Source organism: Mesorhizobium sp. C395A, assembly GCF_030323205.1.
Classification (GTDB): domain Bacteria; phylum Pseudomonadota; class Alphaproteobacteria; order Rhizobiales; family Rhizobiaceae; genus Mesorhizobium.
The window spans coordinates 5,351,434-5,369,414 of record NZ_CP100473.1 but is presented as its reverse complement, the minus strand read 5'-3'; the positions used below and the strand labels follow the sequence as shown (position 1 = coordinate 5,369,414).

At 63.9% G+C, this 17,981-nt stretch carries 12 protein-coding genes; 7 read left to right on the top strand and 5 right to left on the bottom strand.

The window, feature by feature from the left end:
- Positions 1-106 precede the first annotated feature (106 nt).
- Positions 107-2,386 (bottom strand): NADP-dependent malic enzyme, encoded by a 2,280-nt coding sequence (locus NLY37_RS26135; protein ID WP_023685127.1) that lies wholly within the window; start codon positions 2,384-2,386, stop codon positions 107-109.
- 143 nt (positions 2,387-2,529) lie between these two features.
- Entirely contained in the window at positions 2,530-3,711 is a 1,182-nt protein-coding gene (locus NLY37_RS26130; RefSeq protein WP_031200463.1) for a glycosyltransferase family protein, read from the bottom strand.
- A gap of 165 nt (positions 3,712-3,876) precedes the next feature.
- Here NLY37_RS26130 and mutS point away from each other — a divergent pair, with 165 nt between their 5' ends.
- The 4 genes from mutS to NLY37_RS26110 all read left to right on the top strand — a co-directional run bounded on the left by mutS (position 3,877) and on the right by NLY37_RS26110 (position 8,442).
- Positions 3,877-6,606, top strand: coding sequence for a DNA mismatch repair protein MutS (gene mutS / locus NLY37_RS26125; protein ID WP_023743195.1), 2,730 nt, complete (start codon positions 3,877-3,879; stop codon positions 6,604-6,606).
- Positions 6,607-6,673: 67 nt separating this feature from the next.
- On the top strand, positions 6,674-7,138 hold the full coding sequence (locus tag NLY37_RS26120; protein ID WP_023743194.1) for a nuclear transport factor 2 family protein: 465 nt from the start codon (positions 6,674-6,676) through the stop codon (positions 7,136-7,138).
- Between the two features lie 66 nt (positions 7,139-7,204).
- The gene (locus NLY37_RS26115) at positions 7,205-7,765 is read left to right on the top strand and encodes a TetR/AcrR family transcriptional regulator (RefSeq protein WP_023743193.1); all 561 of its coding nucleotides are present in this window, start codon (positions 7,205-7,207) and stop codon (positions 7,763-7,765) included.
- A 128-nt stretch (positions 7,766-7,893) separates the two neighbouring features.
- Positions 7,894-8,442 (top strand): hypothetical protein, encoded by a 549-nt coding sequence (locus tag NLY37_RS26110; protein WP_156933985.1) that lies wholly within the window; start codon positions 7,894-7,896, stop codon positions 8,440-8,442.
- A gap of 28 nt (positions 8,443-8,470) precedes the next feature.
- On the opposite strand, the gene NLY37_RS26105 is transcribed toward NLY37_RS26110, so the two are convergent.
- From NLY37_RS26105 to NLY37_RS26095, 3 genes are all read right to left on the bottom strand, one after another.
- Entirely contained in the window at positions 8,471-9,316 is an 846-nt protein-coding gene (locus tag NLY37_RS26105) for an aldo/keto reductase (protein ID WP_023743191.1), read from the bottom strand.
- Between the two features lie 92 nt (positions 9,317-9,408).
- Positions 9,409-9,792, bottom strand: coding sequence for a CopM family metallochaperone (gene copM, locus NLY37_RS26100; RefSeq protein ID WP_023743190.1), 384 nt, complete (start codon positions 9,790-9,792; stop codon positions 9,409-9,411).
- Between the two features lie 43 nt (positions 9,793-9,835).
- Positions 9,836-12,343 (bottom strand): heavy metal translocating P-type ATPase, encoded by a 2,508-nt coding sequence (locus tag NLY37_RS26095; RefSeq protein WP_023743189.1) that lies wholly within the window; start codon positions 12,341-12,343, stop codon positions 9,836-9,838.
- A gap of 176 nt (positions 12,344-12,519) precedes the next feature.
- Between NLY37_RS26095 and NLY37_RS26090 the strand changes: the two genes are divergently transcribed.
- From NLY37_RS26090 to murJ, 3 genes are all read left to right on the top strand, one after another.
- Positions 12,520-13,362 carry a glycosyltransferase family 25 protein gene (locus tag NLY37_RS26090; RefSeq protein WP_023743188.1) on the top strand — a complete coding sequence of 281 codons (843 nt, stop codon included), beginning with the start codon at positions 12,520-12,522 and terminating at the stop codon, positions 13,360-13,362.
- 33 nt (positions 13,363-13,395) lie between these two features.
- Entirely contained in the window at positions 13,396-16,191 is a 2,796-nt protein-coding gene (locus NLY37_RS26085) for a [protein-PII] uridylyltransferase (RefSeq protein ID WP_023743187.1), read from the top strand.
- Between the two features lie 76 nt (positions 16,192-16,267).
- Positions 16,268-17,875 (top strand): murein biosynthesis integral membrane protein MurJ, encoded by a 1,608-nt coding sequence (gene murJ, locus NLY37_RS26080; RefSeq protein ID WP_023743186.1) that lies wholly within the window; start codon positions 16,268-16,270, stop codon positions 17,873-17,875.
- The last annotated feature ends 106 nt before the right edge of the window (positions 17,876-17,981 follow it).

The following is a 17,981-nucleotide window of genomic DNA, read 5'->3' as shown; positions in this document are numbered from 1 at the left end:
GCGGTCTGAGCGCGCCGCCAATGCCATAAGGCCATAGGGGGCGAGAACGTTCCCTATAGCAGCCGAATATTATCAATCTCTTATGGGTTGGCGATTTTGCCGCGAATCAGGCTCCCGCGCTATAGGCCGCGATCGCAGCCATGTTGACGATGTCCGAATCCTTGGCGTTGAGCGAGACGATCTGGACCGGCTTGTTGAGGCCGACCAGCAGCGGGCCGATGACGGTGGAGCCGCCGAGTTCCTGCAGCATCTTGGTCGAGATCGAGGCCGAGTGGAACGCCGGCATGATCAGCACATTGGCAGGGCCGGTCAGCCGGATGAACGGGTACTGGGCCATGGCGCGGGCGTTGAGCGCCACGTCGGCGGCCATCTCGCCGTCATATTCGAAATCGACGCGGCGCTTGTCGAGGATGCGCACCGCTTCCTGCACGCGCTCGGAACGTTCGCCCTGCGGGTGGCCGAAGGTCGAATAGGCAAGCATGGCGAGCCTCGGCTCGTAGCCCATGCGGCGGGCGAAGCCCGCGGCCTCCTCGGCGATATCGGCGATCTGCTCGGCATTGGGCATGTCGTGCACGGCGGTGTCGGCGACGAGGACTGTCTTGCCCCGCGCGAGCACGATGGAGACGCCGATGACGCGGTGGCCGGGCTTGGCGTCGATGACGCGGCGGATATCGTCGAGCGCCGTGGAATAGTTGCGGGTGACGCCGGTGACGATGCCGTCGGCATCGCCCAGCGCCACCATGCAGGCGGCGAAATGGTTGCGGTCGTTGTTGATCAGCCGCTGGCAGTCGCGGAACAGGAAGCCTTTGCGCTGCATGCGCTCGTAGAGATAATCGGTATAGATGCCGTTGCGGCGCGACAGCCTGGCATTGATGATCTCGATGCCTTGCTTGTTGAGGTCGATGCCGGCGTGCCTGGCGTTTTCCTTGATGACATCGTCGCGGCCGAGCAGGATCGCGGTGCCGAGCTTCTGGTTCACATAGGAGACGGCGGCGCGCATCACCTGTTCTTCCTCGCCCTCGGCAAAGACGATGCGCTTGGGCTGGCGGCGGACGCGGTCGTAGATGCGCTGCAAGGTCGAGGCGATCGGGTCGCGGCGGGCCGACAGTTCCTGCGCGTAGCGGTCGAGGTCGAGGATCGGCTTGCGGGCGACGCCTGACTCCATCGCCGCCTTGGCCACAGCGAGCGGGATGGCCGAGATCAGGCGCGGATCGAACGGCACCGGGATGATGTAGTTGGGGCCGAATTTCGGCCGGTTGCCCTGATAGGCGGCGGCGACATCATCGGGCACGTCCTTGCGCGCCAGGTCGGCCAGCGCTCTCGCTGCGGCGATCTTCATGTCGTCATTGATGGTGGTGGCCCTGACATCCAGCGCACCGCGGAAGATGTAGGGGAAGCCCAGCACATTGTTGACCTGGTTGGGGTAGTCCGAACGCCCGGTGGCCATGATGGCGTCGGTGCGGATTTCGGCCACTTCCTCCGGCGTGATCTCCGGGTCGGGATTGGCCATGGCGAAGATGATCGGGTTCTTGGCCATCGACTGCACCATCTTGGTGGTCAATGCGCCCTTGGCCGACAGGCCGAGGAAGACGTCGGCGCCGTCCAGCGCCTCGGCCAGGCTGCGCGTGTCGGTCTTGACCGCATGCGCCGACTTCCACTGGTTCATGCCTTCGGTGCGGCCCTGGTAGACGACGCCCTTGGTGTCGCACAGGATGATGTTCTCGGGGGCAAAGCCCATCGCCTTCATCAGTTCGATGCAGGCGATGCCGGCGGCGCCGGCGCCGTTGCAGACCATTTTCGTGGTCTTCATGTCGCGGCCGGTGATCTCCAGCGCGTTGATCAGCCCGGCGGCCGAGATGATGGCGGTGCCGTGCTGGTCGTCATGGAAGACCGGGATGTCCATCAATTCACGCAGGCGCTGCTCGATGATGAAGCATTCCGGCGCCTTGATGTCTTCCAGGTTGATGCCGCCGAAGGACGGGCCGAGAAAGCGCACGCAATTGATGAATTCGTCGGCATCCTCGGTGTCGACCTCGAGATCGATGGAATCGACATCGGCGAAGCGCTTGAACAGCACCGCCTTGCCTTCCATCACCGGCTTGGAGGCCAACGCGCCGAGATTGCCGAGGCCGAGAATGGCGGTGCCGTTGGAGATGACGGCGACCATGTTGCCGCGCGTCGTGTAGTCGAAGGCGCGGCTGGGGTCTTCGGCGATGGCCAGCACAGGAACCGCGACACCCGGCGAATAGGCGAGGCTCAGATCGCGCTGCGTCGCCATCGGCTTGGTGGCGACGATCTCCAGCTTGCCGGGGCGGCCCATGGCGTGGAATTCCAGCGCCTCCTCGGCGCTGACGGAGGGGCCGCTATTTTCGGTTTTCTTGGCCATGATGCTTTTGAATTCCTCGCCGGTGTCGCCCCCTTGAGACGGGTGCGTGTTTTTGAAACTTCTGGATCAAGGCTACACGCCACCGCTGTAAATCGCCAAGCGATCTTCACGCCCGCAGCGAAATCTCCCGAGGTCGAACGGCGTCACGTCGGCTCTGGCTCGCTGACGAAGGCAGCGATTTCGCGCACCGTTCCCCGTCGCATCATGCCGTCTGTGCCGGGGAAAGGCCACGTCTCGATGGGTGGCGCACGGCTTCCCTTGCGCCGCAGCAATGCAGTCAGGAACGCCATGAGTTCGATGCGCTGGGCGTGAACCTTCTCCAGCGTGCGGCGGCGGATGTGCTGACGCGGTATGGCACGATCTCGCAGCGTCTCGACGGCGCGGCGAATGGCAGCCGGTTCCGGATCGGCGACGATGCAATAATCCGGATCGAAATAGACGTCGCGACCGCCAAGGCTCGGCGTACTGACGATCGGCAGGCCGGCCATCAGATATTCCATCGAGGAGTACATCGCTCCTTCCACGGCCGACAGGCACAGCCCGACGGCGGCCTGGTTGTAGACGTGGTTGACCTGTTGCGCCGTCAGCTTGCCCGGCCAGCCGTCGACGAGCGGATTGGCGATCTGGTGGAGCGGCGAACGCGCCTGCAGTCGCCGAACAAAGGCGCGGGCGGCAACCGGCGGCAATTCGCCGATCGAATAGGTGATGTGGGCCAGCCGCTCTATGTCGAAGGCCAGGTGATGGCGTTTGATCGGCGAGATGCGGCCATTGTAGACCGCGTCGAATTCGACCGGCACGTCCGGCAGCGGCCGGAATATATCCTCCGACACCATCAGATTGTGGTTGGAGAAGATGGCATTGCCGCCCGCAGCCGCGACGAGACGGCGCTCTTCCTCGGTGTTGCACAGGAAGATGATTTCGTGCAGCGGAAACCGGCCGGCATACCAGGCGAGATCGCGGCCCATCCGGGCGATGACAGCCGGCCGCTCCATGGTCCAGGTCTGCATCGTCAGGAAGGTGACGCGCCGTCCCGCCAGGCGCCGGCCAAGGGCCGCCAGCGGATAGAGCGGACGGGCTCCGCCAATCGGGACATAGAGCACCAGCGGGTCGCGGCTGAGCACATGCAGCGACATCTCGATGCCGCTATCGAGATCGGACAGCGGTCCCCGTGTCGGCAGGAGGAAGGGGACGCGCTTGCGCACTGTCCCCCTAAGCTTGCTTTTGGTGCGGTGGACGCGCCGCGCCGCCAACAGCAGCAGGCGCTCAAGCGCCGATCCAGCCGGACCGACCAGCTCTTCGAACGCCTCCTGTTTGTCCTGATCCATGCCGCTTATCCCCGCCATGGCGATCATAGGGTCTGGTTGGCGCCCGAAGCAACCAACGGCTTCACCCGGCGTAGAGGGAGCACAAGCCGCCGTCGAGGCCGGTCGTCCCCTGCTTTTCGGGCCGCCGGCATTAAACCCCGCACCCACATCTGCTAGCGTGCGGGCATGAACATGCACACTTCAGCAGAAACCGACGCCCCCGAGGTGACACCGCCTGCGCCCGTCGGCAGCGTCACGCCGATGATGGAGCAATATATCGAGATCAAGGCGGCGAACCCAGACTCGCTGCTGTTCTACCGCATGGGCGATTTTTACGAGCTGTTCTTCGACGATGCCGAGAAGGCGAGCCGCGCGCTGGGCATCGTCCTGACCAAGCGCGGCAAGCACCAGGGCCATGACATTCCGATGTGCGGCGTGCCGGTGCATGCGGCCGACGACTATCTGCAGAAGCTGATCGGCCAGGGTTTCCGCGTCGCCGTCTGCGAGCAGGTCGAGGACCCGGCGGAAGCCAGGAAGCGCGGCGGCAAATCGGTCGTACGCCGTGACGTGGTGCGGCTGGTGACGCCCGGCACCATCACCGAGGATAAATTGCTGGCGCCGTCGGAATCGAGCTTCCTGATGGCGCTAGGGCGGGTGAAGGGCGGCAACAGCGGTGACGCCTTCGCCCTGGCCTGGATCGAGATCTCGACCGGCGTCTTCCGCGTCGCCGAAACCACGGCCGACCGCCTGCTGGCCGATGTCTTCCGCGTCGACCCGCGCGAGCTGATCGTCGCCGAGCCGGTGTTTTACGATCCCGAGCTGAAGCCGGCGTTCGACTTCATCGGCCGCGTCGCCAGCCCGCAGCCGCCGTCGCTTTTCGATTCGGCTTCGGCAGCGGGGCGGATCGCGCGCTTCTTCGAAGTGGCGACGCCGGACAGTTTCGGTGCCTTCTCGCGCGCCGAATTGTCGGCGATCTCGGGCGCCATCGCCTATGTCGAAAAGACGCAGAAGGCCGAGCGGCCGCCTTTGTCGCGTCCCGAACGCGAGGAGCAGGGCTCGACGCTGTTCATCGATCCTGCGACACGCGGCAATCTGGAACTGTTGCGCACGCTGTCGGGCAGCCGCGACGGCTCGCTGTTCAAGGCTATAGACCGCACGGTCACCGGCGGCGGCGCCAGGCTGCTCGCCGACCGGCTGATGGCGCCGCTAACCGATCCGGCGGCGATTGCTGCCCGGCTTGATTCGGTATCGTTCTTCCGCACCGAGACGCGGCTCTGCCAGGCTGTGCGGTCAAGCCTGAAGAGCGTCGCCGACATGCCGCGGGCGCTGTCGCGGTTGGCTCTCAACCGCGGCGGTCCGCGCGATCTCGGCGCGCTGCGTGCCGGCTTCGAAGCGGCGGCCACCATTGCCGAACTGTTCGGAACGACCGTCCTGCCCGCTGAGCTGACCGCGGCACTTGCCGCGATAAAGGCGCTGCCGCGCGCGCTGGCCGAGCATCTGACCCAGGCTCTTGGCGAGGAACTGCCGCTGCTGAGGCGCGACGGCGGCTTCGTGCGTGGCGGCTACCATGCCGAACTCGACGAAATGCGGGCGCTGCGCGACGAATCGCGCAAGGTGATCGCCGGACTGGAGCGCTCGCTGATCGAGGAGACCGGCATCCGCTCGCTGAAAATCCGGCACAACAATGTGCTGGGTTACTACATCGAGGTGACCGCCAACCACCATTCGATCATGACCGGAAGCGACGGCGCCAAGGCGCGCTTCATCCACCGCCAGACCATGGCCAATGCCATGCGTTTCACCACGACCGAACTTGCCGAACTCGAGACCAAGATCGCCAATGCCGCCGACCGGGCGCTGAGCATCGAGCTTGCCGCTTTCGATACGCTGACGGCTGAGGCGGTTGGCGAGGCGCAGAAGATCCGCGCCGGCGCCGATGCGCTCGCCGTGCTCGACGTGTCGGCGGCGCTCGCGCTGTTGTCGGAGAGCGAAGCCTGGTGCCGGCCGCTGGTCGATTCCAGCCTTGCCTTCGACATTTCGGGCGGGCGCCATCCTGTGGTGGAACAGGCGCTGCGGCGTTCGGGCGAAGGGCCGTTCGTCGCCAATGATTGCGATCTGTCGCCGCAAGACGGGGCCAAGGCCGGCGCGATCTGGCTGCTCACCGGTCCGAATATGGGCGGTAAGTCGACCTTCCTGCGGCAAAACGCACTGATCGCCATCCTCGCCCAAACCGGTTCCTTCGTGCCGGCGACGTCGGCCCATATCGGCGTTGTCGACCGGCTGTTCTCGCGGGTCGGCGCCTCGGACGATCTGGCGCGCGGCCGTTCGACCTTCATGGTCGAGATGGTAGAGACGGCGGCGATCCTCAACCAGGCCGGCGAACGGGCGCTGGTGATCCTGGACGAGATCGGTCGCGGCACCGCCACGTTCGATGGCCTGTCGATCGCCTGGGCGGCAGTCGAGTATCTGCACGAGAAGAACCGCTGCCGGGCGATCTTCGCCACTCATTTCCACGAAATGACGGCACTCTCCGGCAAGCTGCCGCGACTGCACAATGTCACGATGCGGGTTAAGGAGTGGGAAGGCGACGTCGTCTTCCTGCACGAGGTCGGCAAGGGTGCCGCCGATCGCTCCTATGGCGTTCAGGTCGCTCGCCTTGCCGGTCTGCCGGAAGCGGTGGTCGGCCGCGCCAAAGAGGTGCTGCATCAGCTCGAGGAAGGCGATGTCTCCGGCAAGGCCAACCGACTGGTCGACGATCTGCCGCTGTTTTCGGTGGCAATGAAGCGGGAAGCGGCAAAGCCTGCGAAGAGCGACGCATTGGGCGCAGCGCTGGGTGAGATCAACCCAGACGAGATGACGCCGCGCGAGGCGCTGGAAGCGCTCTACCGGCTGAAGGGGCTGGCGGGGAAAACCTAGCCCGATTTCGGCCTTGACCAATTGTACCGATTGGTACAATGCTCGCCTTTGCCGATGGGAGAATGACATGAGCCGTCCGCCGCTGCCGCCCTTCACCGCCGAGACCGCCGCGCAGAAGGCTCGGCTTGCCGAAGACGCCTGGAACAGCCGCGATCCCGAACGGGTTTCGCTCGCCTATACGCAGGACAGCACCTGGCGCAACCGCGCCGAGTTCGTCTCGGGCAGAAATGAGATCGTCTCCTTCCTCACGCGCAAATGGGCTCGCGAGCTCGACTACCGCCTGATCAAGGAGGTCTGGACCTGGAACGACAACCGCATCGCGGTGCGCTTTGCCTATGAATGGCGCGACGACAGTGGCCACTGGTTCCGCTCCTACGGCAATGAGAATTGGGAATTTGACGCGGAGGGACTGATGCGTAGGCGCGTCGCCAGCATCAACGACCTGCCGATCGCTGAGGGTGAGCGCAAATATCACTGGCCGCTCGGCCGCCGGCCGGACGACCATCCCGGCCTGACCGAACTCGGACTTTAGAGTGTGATCCCTAGAACTGTGTCGCGGTTTTCGGCAAAGATCATGCTCAAGCGGAAAAACTAGCGCATGCGCAGGATCGCGCCCGATCGCGCCGATTTGCTCTCCATCATCGGCGAGGTTTTCCGCGAACACGGCTATGAAGGGGCGAGCCTGGCGCGGATCGGTGCGGCGACCGGCCTAGGCAAAGGCAGCCTTTACCACTTCTTCCCCGGCGGCAAGGAAGAGATGGCGGCGGCTGTCATTGCCCATATAGATAGCTGGTTCGAGGAGAATGTCTTCGTGCCGTTGCAGGACAGGGCCGACCCTAGTACGGGCATCGATCGGATGTTCGAAGCGACGGAGAGCTATTTCCGGTCGGGGCGCCGGGTGTGCCTGATCGGCGCCTTCGCGCTGGACGAATCCCGCGACCTCTTCGCCATCGCGATCAAAAGCTACTTCGGCCGCTGGGTGGCGCATCTTGCCGAAGCGCTGACGCGCGCCGGACACGACCCGGCCAAGGCGGATGAACTCGCCGAAGAGACGGTCGGCGTCATCCAGGGCGCGCTCACGCTGGCGCGCGCCTTCGACGACACCGCAGTGTTTTCGCGCGCGCTGCAACGGGCGCGGGCGGCGCTGGAAACCACCTAGCCAATTGCATGGGCGTCTGGCATTCAGAATGCGAGTTGTTCATTGCCACCTCCTAGGCCCATCTATAACAAAATTGGGAAGGCAAATGGCGCGATCTCATGAAGCATTGCCGTGAGGATACTGCCCACATGAATTGGACTCCGCACGAGGTCGTCAAGACTGAATTGCAACCTGGAGAAACCGTGCGCTGGACTGGATCTCCATCCTTTATGGGTATGCTTCGGACCCAGTTATTTCCGATTATTTTTGCCATCGCCTTGACCTGTTTCTGTACTCCACCTCTCCTCAGCGCTCTAAGCGAACCATTCCTTAAGCACATTGGGTGGAATTCACTCTCGCTGATCACGTGGTTTGTCGCTATTGGCTTTGGACTATGCCTGCTCGGCAATGCCGTCTGGAATACTTTGGCTGTATGGCGAACGGTCTACGCCGTGACCGACCGTCGAATCCTTATCATCAGCGATTTGTGGTGGCGGCATGTCCTCGCAATGGCCCCTAATGCCATAAACACCATTGAGCGAAACGAACGCTCGAACGGTAGAGGATCGATTACCTTTCGCCGGGAAACGGTTGATACGGGCGACGAACCAACCACAACCACAGTGAGCTTTGTCGGTGTCCGCGATGTGCGAAACGCAGCGCGCGAGATCGAAAACCTACGACTGGGCAGCAAGTAGACGGCCAGTCTGACCAACCGCAATCAATTCAGATCATCTCCAGCCCGCGCTTGCGCGTCGGCGGTGGAAAGGCGCGGTCGAGTTCGGCGAGGTCTTCGGCCGTCAGCTCGATGTCGAGCGCGGCAACATTCTGGCGGACATGCTCCTGGCTGCTCGCCTTCGGGATGGCGATGACACCGGGCTGCGCCATCACCCAGGCAAGCGCGATCTGTGCTGCCGTGGCGTTGTGGCGGGCGGCGATGGTTTCCAGCCTGGAATTGCGCGCCAGCGCGCCCTGCTCGACCGGCGAATAGGCCATCAGCGGGATGCCGCGCTGCCGGCTCCACGGTGCGAGATCGAATTCGGGGCCGCGCCGCGACAGATTGTAGAGTACCTGGTTGGTCTGGACATGATCGCCAGACGACAGACCGGTCAGTTCCTCCATTTCGTCGGTGTCGAAATTGCTGACGCCCCAGTGACGGATCTTGCCGGCCTTCTTCAACGCCTCGAAAGCGTCGACCGTTTCGCCTAGAGGCACACTGCCCGGCCAATGCAGGAGATAGAGATCGATGCGGTCGGTGCGCAGGCGCTTCAAGCTGTTTTCGCAGGCCCGCGCCACGCCGGTGCGCGAGGCATTGGACGGCAATACCTTGGAGACAAGAAAGAGTTCGTCGCGGCGCCCGGCAATGGCTTCCGCCACCACCTCCTCGGCGCCGCCGCTGGCATACATTTCAGCGGTGTCGATCAACGTCATGCCGAGGTCCAGCCCGAGCTTCAGGGCATTGACCTCCCCGGCGCGGCGGCGGGAATCTTCGCCCATCTTCCATGTGCCCTGTCCCAGCACCTGGACGGCCTCGCCCGAAGGCAGCGTGGTGGTTCTTATCGTCGATGGCATGTGGGCTCCTGGCGCCGTGTAATCGATGTGAATGGCATCACAACCACGGAGAGAAATCCAGAATGGATCTCTCCGGCATGGCCGTTGCTGCCTTACTTCGCCGGATGGGCGGTGAGCCAGGCCTGCATCTTGGCGATCTCGGCTTCCTGCGCGGCGATGACATCTTCGGCCAGCTTGCGGATTTCGGGATCGTTGCCATTGGCGAGTTCCACCTTGGCCATGTCGATCGCGCCCCGATGATGCGGGATCATGCCGCGCACGAAATCGACATCGGCATTGCCGGAATATTCGATCATCATGTCGGTGTGCATCTTGTCCATCGCCGCCTTGTAGCCGTCGGTCGAAGGACCTTGCGCGCCCATCGCGCCCATGTCGTGTTTCATCTCTTCGGATTGCGCCGGGACGCTTTCGAGGAAAACGGCAAGCAGCATTCCCGCCGCCATCATCAAAAGCACGATTTTCTTAGCCAAGGTCATCCATGATCTCCTGTTGATTGAAATTCGTATCTGGGGGCTTTGCTCAGAGTTTCAACGTCCGCAGCCGCAATGCGTTGGCGATGACCGAAACCGAAGACAGGCTCATGGCCGCCGCCGCCAGCATCGGCGACAAAAGCGTGCCGGTCAGCGGATAGAGCACGCCGGCGGCAACCGGCACGCCAAGCACATTGTAGAGGAAGGCGAAAAACAGATTCTGGCGGATGTTGCGGATCGTCCCCTGGGCGAGCGTTCGCGCCCTGACGATGCCGTTGAGATCGCCCTTGACCAGCGTAATGCCGGCGCTCTCGACAGCGACATCGGCGCCGGTGCCCATGGCGATGCCGACATCGGCGCTGGCCAGGGCCGGCGCATCGTTGACGCCGTCGCCGGCCATGGCGATGCCGGCACCTTTCGCACGCAACTCCTCGACAAGGGCTGCCTTTTGTTCCGGCAGAAGGCCGGCGCGCACCTCGTCAATGCCAAGGCTTTTGGCGATGGCGCGCGCCGTGCGTTCATTGTCGCCGGTCGCCATGATGATCCGCAAGCCTCTGTCGTGCAGCGCCCTGATCGCCTCGGCTGTCGTTGCCTTGACCGGATCGGCGACCGCGACAATGCCGGCCAGTCTTTTGTCCACCGCAACGAACATCGCCGTCTTGCCCTCGGCCTGCAGCGCCTCAGCTTTCGCCGAAAGGGAAGCGGTGTCCATGCCCACGTCGGCCATCATGGCGGCGTTGCCGAGAGAAACCTTCCTGCCAGACACCGTGCCGGATACGCCCTTGCCGGTGACGGCGTCGAAGCCGCTGGCCTCGATGAGCGTCAGCCCGCGTTCGCCGGCGCCGCCGACAATGGCCTCGGCCAGCGGATGCTCCGAGCCTTTTTCCAGCCCGGCGGCGAGCGCCAGCAACTCATTCTCGGACAGGCCGTCGGCAGCGACGACATCGGTCAAGCGAGGCTTGCCTTCGGTCAAGGTGCCGGTCTTGTCGACGATCAACGTGTCGACCGAAGCGAAGCGCTCGAGCGCGGCCGCGTCCTTGATCAGCACGCCCGCGTGCGCCCCGCGCCCGGTGGCGGTCATGATCGACATCGGCGTCGCCAGGCCGAGCGCGCAGGGGCAGGCGATGATCAGCACCGAGACCGCCGAGACGATGGCAAAGATCAAGCTGGGTTCGGGACCGAAGATCGCCCAGGCGGCAAAGGCCGCGAGCGCGACCAGCACGACGGCCGGCACGAAGTAGAAGGAGACGCGATCGGCTAAACCTTGAATCGGCGCGCGCGAACGCTGCGCCTTTGCGACCAGCTCGACGATGCGCGAAAGCGTCGTTTCGGCGCCGACCTTTTCGGCGCGCATGATCAGCGAACCGTTCTTGTTGAGCGTGCCGCCGGTCAAGGCATCGCCTTTCGTTTTTTCAACCGGCAGCGGCTCGCCCGAGATCATCGATTCGTCGACGGCGGAACGGCCTTCCGTTACAATGCCGTCGACCGGCACGGCGTCGCCCGGACGGATGCGTAGGTGGTCGCCGGTCTTGACCGCATCCAGCGGCACGTCGGTCTCGGAGCCGTCCTCCCCGATCAGCCTTGCCGTCTTCGGCGCCAGGTCGAGCAGCGCACGGATGGCCGAGCCGGTCTTTTCGCGCGCCCGCAATTCGAGCACCTGACCGAGGAATACCAGCGCGACGATGACGGAAGCTGCCTCGAAATAGACCGGGACGGCGCCGCCATGGCCACGGAACTGATGCGGAAAGATGTTGGGAAACAGCGTGGCGACGACACTGTAGAGGTAGGCCGCACCCACACCGAGCGAGATCAGCGTCCACATGTTGGGGCTGCGGTTGACCAGCGACTCCCAGCCGCGATGGAAGAACGGGAATGCCGCCCACAGCACGACGGGGCTCGCCAGCGCCAGTTCCAGCCACACCATCGTCCGCCCGTCGACAAACGCCTGGAACGTCAGGCCGAGCATCGGCGCCATGGCAACGATCAGCAGCGGCACGGACAGCACCGCGCTGACCCAGAACCGTCTGGTGAAGTCTACCAGTTCGGGGTTCGGGCCCTCATCGCCAGTGGGAACGCCCATCGGCTCAAGCGCCATGCCGCAGATCGGGCAGGAGCCGGGCTTGTCTCTTATCACTTCGGGGTGCATCGGGCAGGTGTATTGCGTGCCTTTCGGCACCGGCGACGCCGCCGGCCTGTCGCCGAGATATTTTTGTGGCTCGGCCTGGAACTTCGCCTGGCAGCCGGCCGAGCAGAAATAGAAACCCTGGCCTTCGTGGCGGAAAAAATGCCTGGCGGTAGCGCGGTCGACACTCATGCCACAGACGGGGTCGGTGGCGGTCAGGTATTTTTCGGGCCCGGCGACGAATTTCGTACGGCAACCCTCGCTGCAGAAGTGAAAGAGACGGCCGCCATGCTCGGCCGTCGGCTTGCCCGCGGCCGGATCGACGCTCATGCCGCAGACCGGATCGCGCACCACGGCTTCGGCGGCCGGCTCAGCAGCCTTTGCCGCACAACAGCTGCCATCGGCCGCGTGGTGGTGATGCTCGGAATGCGCCATCGAAAAATGCCTTATATCTGTCTCGGTGAGGAGGTAGTGCTTCCAGTAACTGGAAGGTCAAGGGGCGATTTCCACTTTTCGATCATGGCCCTCATCGCACACATCGAGGGAAAATCGCTTACGCAACTTTGTTCCCATGCTATGGACGCGCGTCCCACTGCATCGATCCCACCCAAATGAAATGCCTGATTATCAATCTCGATCGGTCCCGCGATCGCCTCGCCCATGTAACGGCGGAGTTCGCGCGCATCGGCACCGCCTTCGAGCGGGTCGCCGCCATCGATGCGCGAGATCGGCCGGATCTGGCCGAAATGCCGCAGGGCAAGAAGCATTTGCGTCTGGCCGACGCCGAGATTGCATGCCTGCTCAGCCACCAACAGTGTTGGTCGATGATCGCGACAGGTGAGGATGCTTACGCGGCGATTTTCGAGGACGATGTCGTTTTCCCGGACAAAGCCGGTGCTTTGCTTGCCGATGCGAGCTGGATTCCCGCCGATGCGGACATCGTCAAGTTGGAAACGTTCTTCAACCGAACCGTAATTTCACGGAAGCAAGTCGCCTGCGGCCACGGTTTTTCCGCGAGCAGACTGCACGGGCTCCATATCGGTACAGCGGGATACATCCTGTCCAGACAGGCCGCGCGGGACCTTCTTGCGGCAACGAACGAGATCAGCATTCCCGTCGATCACCTCATCTTCAATCCGCGTTTTGCGACCTCGTCCGACAAGGTCATTTACCAACTCGTCCCGGCATTGTGCCTGCAGGCACAATTCCTCGGCGACATTCCGGTGAGATTGCCAAGCCTGCTCAAGCAGGAGCGAACAGAGGAATGGGTGGCAAGCGGGATAGGTAAACAGCGCCAGAAGCCAATCACCGCCAAGGCAAGGATCGAGGCCAGGCGGTTGACGCGGCAGATCGCCGATCTCTTCCGGCTCCGGCGCGAGATGATCATCCCTTTCTGGTATCGCGGCCGACGCGTCCGTCCGCCCCATACACAGCGCCGTGAAAACGCGCTATAGACGCCGCGCAAAGGCGAGGCCCACCGGCAATCCATGGCAAAAATCTCCCTCAAGCTCGACGCGCTGATCGACAGCGAGGCTTTGCGCCGCGACATGACGGCGCTGATCTCGGCGGCCAGCGGCGCCGAGCCCGGCGCGCGCGTCGGTGCGCTCCGGCTGCTGAAGGATCGGCTGACCGAGGGCCGCAAGGTTGCCGAGCGCATGCTGATGGACGATGGCAGCGGCACGGCCTGCGCCGCCCGGCTGTCGCATCTGATGGACGAGATCATCCGCGCCCTCTACGAGTTCGCCGCGACCCACGTCTACCGGGTGAAAAGCCCCTCGGCCGCAGAGCGCATGGCGGTCGTTGCCGTCGGCGGCTATGGCCGCGGCACGCTGGCGCCGGGCTCCGACATCGACCTGTTGTTCCTGCTGCCCTACAAGCAGACGCCGTGGGGCGAACAGATCGTCGAATATATGCTCTATATGCTGTGGGACCTCGGGTTGAAGGTCGGCCACGCCACCCGCAACATCGACGAGTGTCTCAGGCTGTCGCGCAGCGACATCACCATCCGCACCACGATCCTGGAAGCGCGGTTCCTGTGGGGCGAACAGAAGCTCTTCGACGAATTGCTCACCCGCTTCGACCATGAAGTGGTGCGCACCACCGGACCGGAATATGTGCAGGCCAAGCTCGCCGAACGCGACGATCGCCATGCCAAGGCCGGCGAAAGCCGCTATCTGGTCGAGCCCAACGTCAAGGACGGCAAGGGCGGCCTGCGCGATTTGCAGACGCTGTTCTGGATCGCCAAATACTTCTATCGCGTGCGCACAGGCGAGGAACTAGTCGACAAGGCTGTGTTCACTGAGGCCGAATACCGGGAATTCCTCAAGGCCGAGGATTTCCTCTGGGCGGTGCGCTGCCACATGCATTTCCTCACCGGCAAGGCCGAGGAACGGCTGCATTTCGACATCCAGCGCGAGATTGCCGAACGTCTCGGCTACACCATGCATCCCGGTCTGTCGGCGGTCGAGCGCTTCATGAAGCACTACTTCCTCGTCGCCAAGGATGTCGGCGACCTCACCCGCATCTTCTGCGCCGCGCTCGAGGAAGAGCAGGCCAAGCATGTGCCCGGCTTCAACCGCATCTTCCTCACCTTCCAGCGCCGCAAGCGCAAGCTGGCAGGCACGTCGGACTTCATTGTCGACAATCACCGCATCAACGTCGCTGACGACAGCGTGTTCGAGCGCGACCCGGTCAATCTGCTCAGGCTGTTCTGGTTCGCCGACAAGCACGGGCTGGAGTTCCATCCCGATGCGCTGAAGCTGCTCACCCGCTCGCTCGGTCTGGTCAACAAGTCGCTGCGGCGCGACGACGAGGCCAACCGGCTGTTCCTCGACATCCTGACCTCGGACCGCAATGCCGAGCTCAATTTGCGGCGCATGAACGAGGCCGGCCTGCTCGGCAGGCTGATCCCCGATTTCGGCAGAATAGTCGCCATGATGCAGTTCTCGATGTACCACCACTATACGGTGGACGAGCACCTGATCCGCTGCATCGGCGTCTTGGCCGAGATCGAGCGCGGCGACGGCGAAAAGGTGCATCCGCTCTCGCACACGCTGATGCCGGGGCTAGAGAAGAGCCGAGAGGCACTCTATGTCGCGGTGCTGCTGCACGACATCGCCAAGGGTCGGCCGGAGGATCACTCAGAGGCCGGCGCCCGGATCGCACGCCGCATCTGCCCGCATATGGGGCTGTCGGCGGCCGACACCGAGACCGTCGCCTGGCTGGTCGAGAACCATCTCGTGATGTCGATGACGGCGCAGACGCGCGACCTCAACGACCGCAAGACGATCGAGGATTTCGCCTCGATCGTGCAATCGGTCGAGCGGCTGAAAATGCTGTTGATCCTGACCGTCTGCGACATCAGGGGTGTCGGGCCGGGCGTGTGGAACGGCTGGAAGGGTCAGCTCCTGCGCACGCTCTACTACGAGACCGAACTGCTTTTGACCGGCGGCTTCTCGGAAGTGTCGCGCGCCAAGCGAACGGCGGCGGCGCGCGAGCGGCTGGCCGAGGCGCTGGCCGATTGGCCGGACAAGGCCCGCAAGCGCTATGTCGGCCTGCATTACGAGAACTATCTGCTGACGGTCGACCTCCCCGATCAGCTGCGCCATGCCGAATTCATCCGCGAAGCCGACGCGGCAGGCAAGAAGCTCGCCACCGTGGTCAGGACCCACCAATTCGAGGCGGTGACCGAGATCACCGTGCTGGCGCAGGATCATCCGCGCCTGCTTTCGGTCATTGCCGGCGCCTGTGCCGGCGCCGGCGGCAACATCGTCGACGCGCAGATATTCACCACGTCCGACGGCCGCGCGCTGGACATTATCCTGATCTCACGGGAATTCGACCGCGACGAGGACGAGCGCCGCCGCGCCGAGCGCGTCGGCCGGCTGATCGAGGACGTGCTGTCGGGCAAGAGCTGGTTGCCGGAGATGATCGAGAAGCGCACCCGGCCGCGGCGCGGCGCCAAGGTGTTCAAGATTCCGCCGCGCGCCGAAATCCGAAACACGCTGTCGAACCGGTTTTCGGTGATCGAGGTCGAGGGGCTGGACCGGCCCGGCCTGTTGTCGGAAATCACCAGTGCGTTGTCCGACCTCTCGCTCGACATCGCCTCGGCCCACATCACCACCTTCGGCGAGAAGGTGATCGACACTTTCTATGTCACCGACCTGACGGGACAGAAGATCGACAATCCGGCGCGCACCGCCGCCATCCACACCAGGCTGATCGCGGCACTTGAAGGCGTTGTCCCGGAGCGCTCCGGCAAGGCCAAGGCGGCGGCCGAGTGACCATCACTTTGTCCCAATCACCCCCTTTGTCCCAATCATCCCCTTTGTCCCAATCATCCAGGCAATCTCCCCGCGCATGAGCCTCGTCAAGAAATTCGCCACGGTTGCGTCCGGCACGCTGATGAGCCGCGCCCTTGGCTTTGGCCGCGAAATGCTGATGGCGGCCGCACTCGGCACCGGGCCGGTGGCGGACGCCTTCAACGCCGCCTTTCAGTTTCCCAACACGTTTCGCCGGCTGTTTGCAGAAGGCGCCTTCAACGCCGCTTTCGTGCCGCTGTTTGCCAAGGAGATCGAGACTCACGGCACCGACGGCGCCAAGCGCTTCTCGGAGGAAGTGTTCGGCGTCCTGTTCACCGCACTTCTGGCGCTGACCATTGTCATGGAACTGGCGATGCCGCTGATCGTGCGCTATCTGGTGGCGCCGGGCTTTGCCGACACGCCGGGCAAATTCGAGACGACCGTCCTGCTGGCGACGATCATGTTCCCGTATCTCATTTGCATGTCGCTGGCGGCCATGATGGCCGGCATGCTGAATTCGCTGCGCCGCTATTTCGCGGCAGCCGTCGCACCCGCTTTCCTCAACATCATCCTGATCAGCGTGCTCGGCTATGCCTGGTACCACGGCATGGATGCGCGTGAGGTTGGCTTCAGCCTGTCCTGGGGCGTGCTGGCGGCGGGTATTGTGCAACTCGCCATCGTCTGGGTCGCGGTGCGCAATGCCGGCATCGCAATCGGCTTTCGCCGGCCGAAGATGACGCCCAACGTCAAGCGGCTGCTGATCCTGGCGCTGCCTGCGGCGATCACCGGCGGCATCACCCAGATCAACCAGCTGATCGGCACGGCGATCGCTTCGGCGCAGGACAGTGCGGTGTCCTCGCTTGCCTATGCCGATCGCATCTACCAATTGCCGCTCGGCGTCGTCGGCGTGGCGGTCGCCATCGTGCTGTTGCCGGAACTGTCGCGGGCGTTGAAATCGGGCAATCTGGTCGAGGCCGCCAACCTGCAGAACCGCTCGGTCGAATTCACGCTGTTCATGACCTTGCCGGCGGCGGCGGCACTGTGGGTGATGGCGGAACCGATCGTACGGCTGGTCTATGAACGCGGCGCCTTCGCCGCCAACGGCTCGACGCCGACCGTGGCGGCAATCCTGGCGATCTTCGGCCTCGGCCTGCCGGCCTTCGTGCTGATCAAGGCCTTCACCCCCGGCTATTTCGCCCGCGAGGACACGCGCACGCCGATGATGTTCGCCGCCATTTCGGTGGGCGTGAACGTCGCCACGGCACTGACGCTGTTTCCCAGGATGGGTGCGCCCGGTATCGCGGTGGCCTCGGCCGTCGCCGGCTGGGTCAACGCGGTGATGCTGCTGGCCGTCCTGATCCGGCGCGGCCATTGGGGCCGCGACGTGCCGCTGATGAAACGCATCCCCCGCCTCGTCCTGTCGGCGGCGGTGATGGCGGTGGCACTCTACTTCGCCGAGCACTGGCTGGCCGTCAGGCTCGGCCCCGGCTCGCCACTGGTGATCAAAGCCGTGACGCTTCTCTCATTGGTGGCCGGCGGGGCGCTGCTCTACTTCGTCACGGCTTTCGCCACCGGCGGCGCCGATTTCGGAATGATCCGGCGCAATGTGAAACGCGGCTCGGGCAAGGCAGCGGCGCCAGCGCCAAACGCCGATCTGGACGAATAGTCCGGGCGAGCTAACAGCAACACCGGTCTTGATCCTCTCCGCCCCTTCGTCCATAAGCGCGCCGTCGCAAGACTTTCGCCGCGCGTGGTTTCCAGCCGCGTGATTG